Genomic DNA, 4,591 nt, shown 5'->3' with positions numbered 1-4,591 from the left:
TGGCGTAATGCCAGCGCAGCCGGGTAGTCAATGGCCACCGGCAGTTGCGCAGCAGGAAAGGTGCCCCCCTGACCGGGAAGCGCCGGTAGATCATTCATCCCGGTCTCCGTCCCCCTGAACAGGGTGCCCGGTGGTAACATGATATTCCTGAGCCAGCCGCCAGACCGCCCCGCCAAATTCCGTCCCCCCGACTGTCTGTGTCCAGGTCTCCACGCAGTCCAGACTTTTCGCCACCACCGCAAAATCCACATGGCTGAGCGGCGTGTCGCCCTGTACCCCCGGGGTTTCCAGCACCAGGCCATCCGGTACACCGGGGGGAGGAGAGCCTGCCAGTCTGGCGGAGCGGCGCCAGAAGCTCCGGATACAGCCTCCCTGTTTCAGGCTGCCTGCCAGTATCTGTTCTGAAATCCTCATTCACTTCTCCTCTTCAGGATCGGCCTGTCCGGCAGGAGCGCGTGGTTCCCCGGCGGCAGCTATTATCTGTACATGATCATGGATGTATACAGCCGCAAAATCGTGGCTGCAGAAGTGCGGGAAGTTGAGCGCGGTGAGTATGCAGCGGCCCTGTTACAGCGGGCCGTTATCGTGGAGAACTGCAGGAACAATGGGTTGATCCTGCACTCAGACAATGGGGCACCGATGAAGAGCTTCACCATGCTGGCCAAAATGTACGAACTCGGGGTCTGCTCATCATTCAGCAGACCGAGGGTCAGCAATGATAACCCCTACTCGGAGTCGCAGTTCCGTACGCTGAAACACTGCCCTGAATGGCCAGCAGATGGCTTTACCGATATAAGTAAAGCGCGAGAGTGGGTGCACAGCTTCATCCGCTGGTACAACACTCAGCATCGACATAGTGGGATTAAGTTCGTCACACCTGAGCAAAGACATCTGGGGCTGGATAAAACGCTGCTCAAACAGCGAAAAGTTGTCTACGAAACAGCGCGATGTCTACATCCTGAGCGCTGGTCAGGGAAAACTCGTAACTGGACACCGATAGAGATAGTGGCACTTAACCCGGAGAATGAACGCCGGGCAGCATAAAAAACGACAACTGTCTTGAAAAACGCCGCCAAACATTGATCGATTCAGATGCCATTTTGCAAGAATCGGTGTTCATCTGACCAGAATCGCTGTTCACGTTTCCAGAATCTTTCTTAACGCATTGATTTTTCATGCTATCTCTTTCTCTTTAATCCACAGGAGAGAGATATGCCGAACAAGAGAATCAACATGCGTAAAATTCGAGATATTTTAAGACTGCGTTTTGAGGCCGGACTCTCCTTCCGTCAGATCAGTCAGTGCGCCGACGTCAGTACCGGTGCTATCCAGAAAATGCTCAAACGTCTTGATGCTGTCGGGGTCTCCTGGCCATTGCCTGAGGGAATGTCGGAGAGCAGACTCGCCAGCCTGCTGTATCCGGAGTCCGACAGCCGTCCCGGCGAGCTTGAGGATCCTGACTGGGCTGAAATCCACATGGAACTGCGCAAAACCGAAGGATTAAACAGTACAATTAGAACAGGGGCACCAGGCAGGGCAACCGCATGAACGGGTTGAGTTCGTCAGGTTGGTGTAAATTCAGTTCCAGCTTTCCGGTCCGGTAATATGCCTGTTATGCGCTGAGTGGCAGCTTTGCCAGGTGGTATGGGCGCTTTTCTCGTCGGTCTGCACGAACACCTGTTGCAGTGCCGCACGTACCACCGACTGGTTCGCCCTGCTGACGCGGCTCAGTACGTTGCGCATGAAGTGGATCCGGCAGCGCTGCCAGCTGGCAGAGAACACCTGCTGTATCGCTGCGTTCGGACCACAGTGTGAGTCGGAGATGACCGGTTTCATACCCCCCAGACCGCGCTCCTTAAGGCTCAGCAGGAAGGCCAGCCAGAAGCTTTGGCTTCTGACTCGCCGATGTCCATTCCGATGATCCCCCGGCGTCCGTCCAGGTTAACCGCGCAGGCGATTATCCTGGCCATACTGACCACCCGGCTGTTCCTGCGCACTTTCACATAAATAACATCAGGCCACAGCCAGGGCCATTCACCCTCCAGCGGACGGTGCAGGAAGGCCTGTACGCGCTCATCGATGCTCCGACAGATGGATAATGCCTGGCTGCGGGAGATGCTGCACATCCCCATCGACTGTATCAGGGCATCCACCTTGCGGGTGGAGACGCCATTTATCCACGCTTCCTGGATAACCGCATTCAGCGCTTTCTCCGACAGGCGGCAGGCTTCGGGGAAGGACGGGAAGTATGAGCCTTCACGCAACTTCGGACTACGCAGCTCCAGCGTACCGGGCCGGGTGTTGTACTCAGTATTTTTTGACATGAAATTCCTGAGTCCTTTCTTTTCAGCCATATTGCCCCCATCTCACGGTTAATACCGTGAGATGCGCAGGTACAGAAAAAGCCAGTGCATTCAGTAATGCCGCCACTGGCTTTTGCAGAAATTTATATACGGAAAATACCCGATAACTCAGAATGCCCTGTCCCGGTAATACACATTCCGCTTATCGTTTATCAGGGAAAAATCGGCCCCCACGGATTCCAGGCCAGAGCCACATTACATCCCATAATAAAAAACGTCCCACCAACTACGGTATAAGCAATAACCCGTTTCAACATATGACCTCCAGATGGTTCTTTCAACCACTATTTAAAATAGCTGTTAACTCTCATACAGACAGATATCGGGAGTCAACCCCGAACTTCAAAAAAGTCCCTGTTACTGCCTTATATTATTGGCGCTGACAAAATAACGTACTGCAGGTATAAAGCCGGGTTATGGCAGGGTACAGATTATCTCCGGAACGTTAATCCGGGAGCGATGGCTAGCTGAAACTGAGCGGCGGACATTCAGTTCCTTAAGCGTAAAGGCATGGTAGATCTCCCGGCTCTGTGATGTATCGCTGGCTGACACAACGACAGATGTTCCTGTACGGGAATGTATTCTGGTCAGCATATCGGCCAGTTGAAGATGGCTCTGAAGCGGGAACTTTTCCCCTGTATAGGCAGTAAAACCGGAAGTGGCATTAAGTGGCAGGTAAGGTGGATCACAGTATATGGCACACCGGAGTGAGGAAAACATCCCCTCCGTCACGACCTTCAGAGTCTCTTCAAAATCTGCATGGAAAAAAGTGATATGGCACCGCTCCGTTTTACGGACAAAATTGAGGATATCATGTTCAGGCAGGCTGCAGTTACCGGGACGACCATAAGGAACATTGAACTGACCTTTTTTATTGTACCGACAGACACCATTGAAACCGTGCCGGTTCAGCCAGATAAAAAGTGCTGATTTTTCAGGTCCGGGAGCCAGTGTGTTGAAGTTTTTTCTATTTTCCTGATAAATGCTTTCATTGTGTCCTGAAGCCCATAGCTGCTTCAGATGGCTAATCAACAGGGATGTGTTATCCCGGGCATAACGATAAACATCAATCAGATCCGCATTATTATCCGCCAGTACATACTGACGGTAACAGGTATTCAGAAAAACAGATGCGCTACCGACAAAGGGTTCAACGAGACATTCCACTTCATGTTCAGAAGGCAGCGAGTTAAGCAACTGATCCATACAGCGGGTTTTGGCTCCGGCCCATTTCAGAAAAGATGAAATCACACCAAACCGTGAAGCGGGTGTTGCCCCTCCCGGAATGACAGATGAAAAAGTATGTTTATTAATTTTCGGCACTCTCCTGTTCAGACAGATTCACATTATGTGACTGTATTTTTGTTATTATTCACGCCTGTATATGATATTAATGTTGCCTGAATTACAGAAGCCCCTGATTTTGACCTGAGTATGGTTCTTTATAAGGAAATCAGTGGATTTCACAATTTATATTAACAAATCAGTCAGTAAACCCGAAACAGATTTACTCATTCTGACAGACTAACTGTGTGTTGCAGGATGCTCTGCACTCCACGGTCTCATTTCGGGGCAGTCATCCGGATTATATGATTATAAATGCAGTGGATCGTGTGGTTCCGGGGAACTCATCTTGACGCGGCGATTGCAGCCTGTTAACCGAACCAGGGTAATCCGGTCGGATGCTGAGGTACTGAGCAGAGAGTTCGTGGCGGGCGTTGAAGTACTGACCAGGGGAATGGCTGTATGGGCGGCGAGTACTGACTCGGGTTTTTCACGGCGCTGAAGCCCCGTGGTGAGCGGGCTCCCGCTGTTTTCGGTGTCAGGCGCGTAAGTCCTGACGTCGGAAGTTGCCGGGGACAGGCAGGTCATCAGGTGGGTCACAGTCCCTTCCTTCTCAGCATTTATGCCCATTAAGCTGAGAAGATGAACCCCGGCAGTGGCAGCAATTCCTCAAGACGATCTTCCGGCCATGACGGCAGCCTGTTCAGGACATCCGTCAGCCACGCATGAGGCTCCAGACCATTGAGCTTAGCCGTTTCCAGCAGACTCATTATCCGGGCCGCACGCTCTCCCGCCATCAGTGAACCGGCGAAGAGCCACGACTTTCTGCCCATGACCACCGTTTTGATGGTTCTTTCGCAGACATTGTTGTGTGTGCCTTGCAAGGCACGATCTTTCCGTCGGTGAAAGTCCGACCCGGCTAACTCTCGCTCCGGCCGGAAGTA

4 protein-coding genes and 3 pseudogenes are annotated in these 4,591 nt (G+C 52.1%); 2 read left to right on the top strand and 5 right to left on the bottom strand.

The features are described from left to right. Both ACLJRH_RS25990 and ACLJRH_RS25985 read right to left on the bottom strand, forming a co-directional pair. A pseudogene (locus tag ACLJRH_RS25990) lies at nt 1–98 on the bottom strand (phage integrase family protein); the annotation flags it as partial. After that, complete coding sequence (locus ACLJRH_RS25985; RefSeq protein ID WP_410958272.1) at nt 91–414, bottom strand: cytoplasmic protein; 324 nt, start codon at nt 412–414, stop codon at nt 91–93. The gene ACLJRH_RS25985 and the pseudogene ACLJRH_RS25990, both read right to left, overlap by 8 nt. 51 nt (nt 415–465) lie before the next feature. Between ACLJRH_RS25985 and ACLJRH_RS25980 the strand changes: the two are divergent. Both ACLJRH_RS25980 and ACLJRH_RS25975 read left to right on the top strand, forming a co-directional pair. Beyond that, nucleotides 466–1,044: pseudogene (locus ACLJRH_RS25980) on the top strand (transposase); the annotation flags it as partial. A 168-nt stretch (nt 1,045–1,212) separates the two neighbouring features. After that, nucleotides 1,213–1,548 carry a hypothetical protein gene (locus ACLJRH_RS25975; protein ID WP_410958271.1) on the top strand — a complete coding sequence of 112 codons (336 nt, stop codon included), beginning with the start codon at nt 1,213–1,215 and terminating at the stop codon, nt 1,546–1,548. An 84-nt stretch (nt 1,549–1,632) separates the two neighbouring features. Here the strand turns inward: ACLJRH_RS25975 and ACLJRH_RS25970 are convergent. The 3 genes and pseudogenes from ACLJRH_RS25970 to ACLJRH_RS25960 all read right to left on the bottom strand — a co-directional run. Further along, nucleotides 1,633–2,318: pseudogene (locus ACLJRH_RS25970) on the bottom strand (IS256 family transposase); the annotation flags it as partial. 459 nt (nt 2,319–2,777) lie between these two features. Beyond that, nucleotides 2,778–3,686 (bottom strand): DNA adenine methylase, encoded by a 909-nt coding sequence (locus ACLJRH_RS25965; RefSeq protein ID WP_410958269.1) that lies wholly within the window; start codon nt 3,684–3,686, stop codon nt 2,778–2,780. A gap of 590 nt (nt 3,687–4,276) precedes the next feature. Beyond that, the coding region (locus ACLJRH_RS25960; RefSeq protein ID WP_410958268.1) for a transposase domain-containing protein at nt 4,277–4,591 on the bottom strand (315 nt) is incomplete at its 5' end.

Origin of the sequence: Salmonella sp. SAL04162, from assembly GCF_046551535.1 — a bacterium.
Taxonomy (GTDB): Bacteria; Pseudomonadota; Gammaproteobacteria; order Enterobacterales; family Enterobacteriaceae; genus Salmonella; species Salmonella enterica.
The sequence above is the reverse complement of the archived record's forward strand: the minus strand, read 5'-3'. Positions and strand labels throughout refer to the sequence as shown.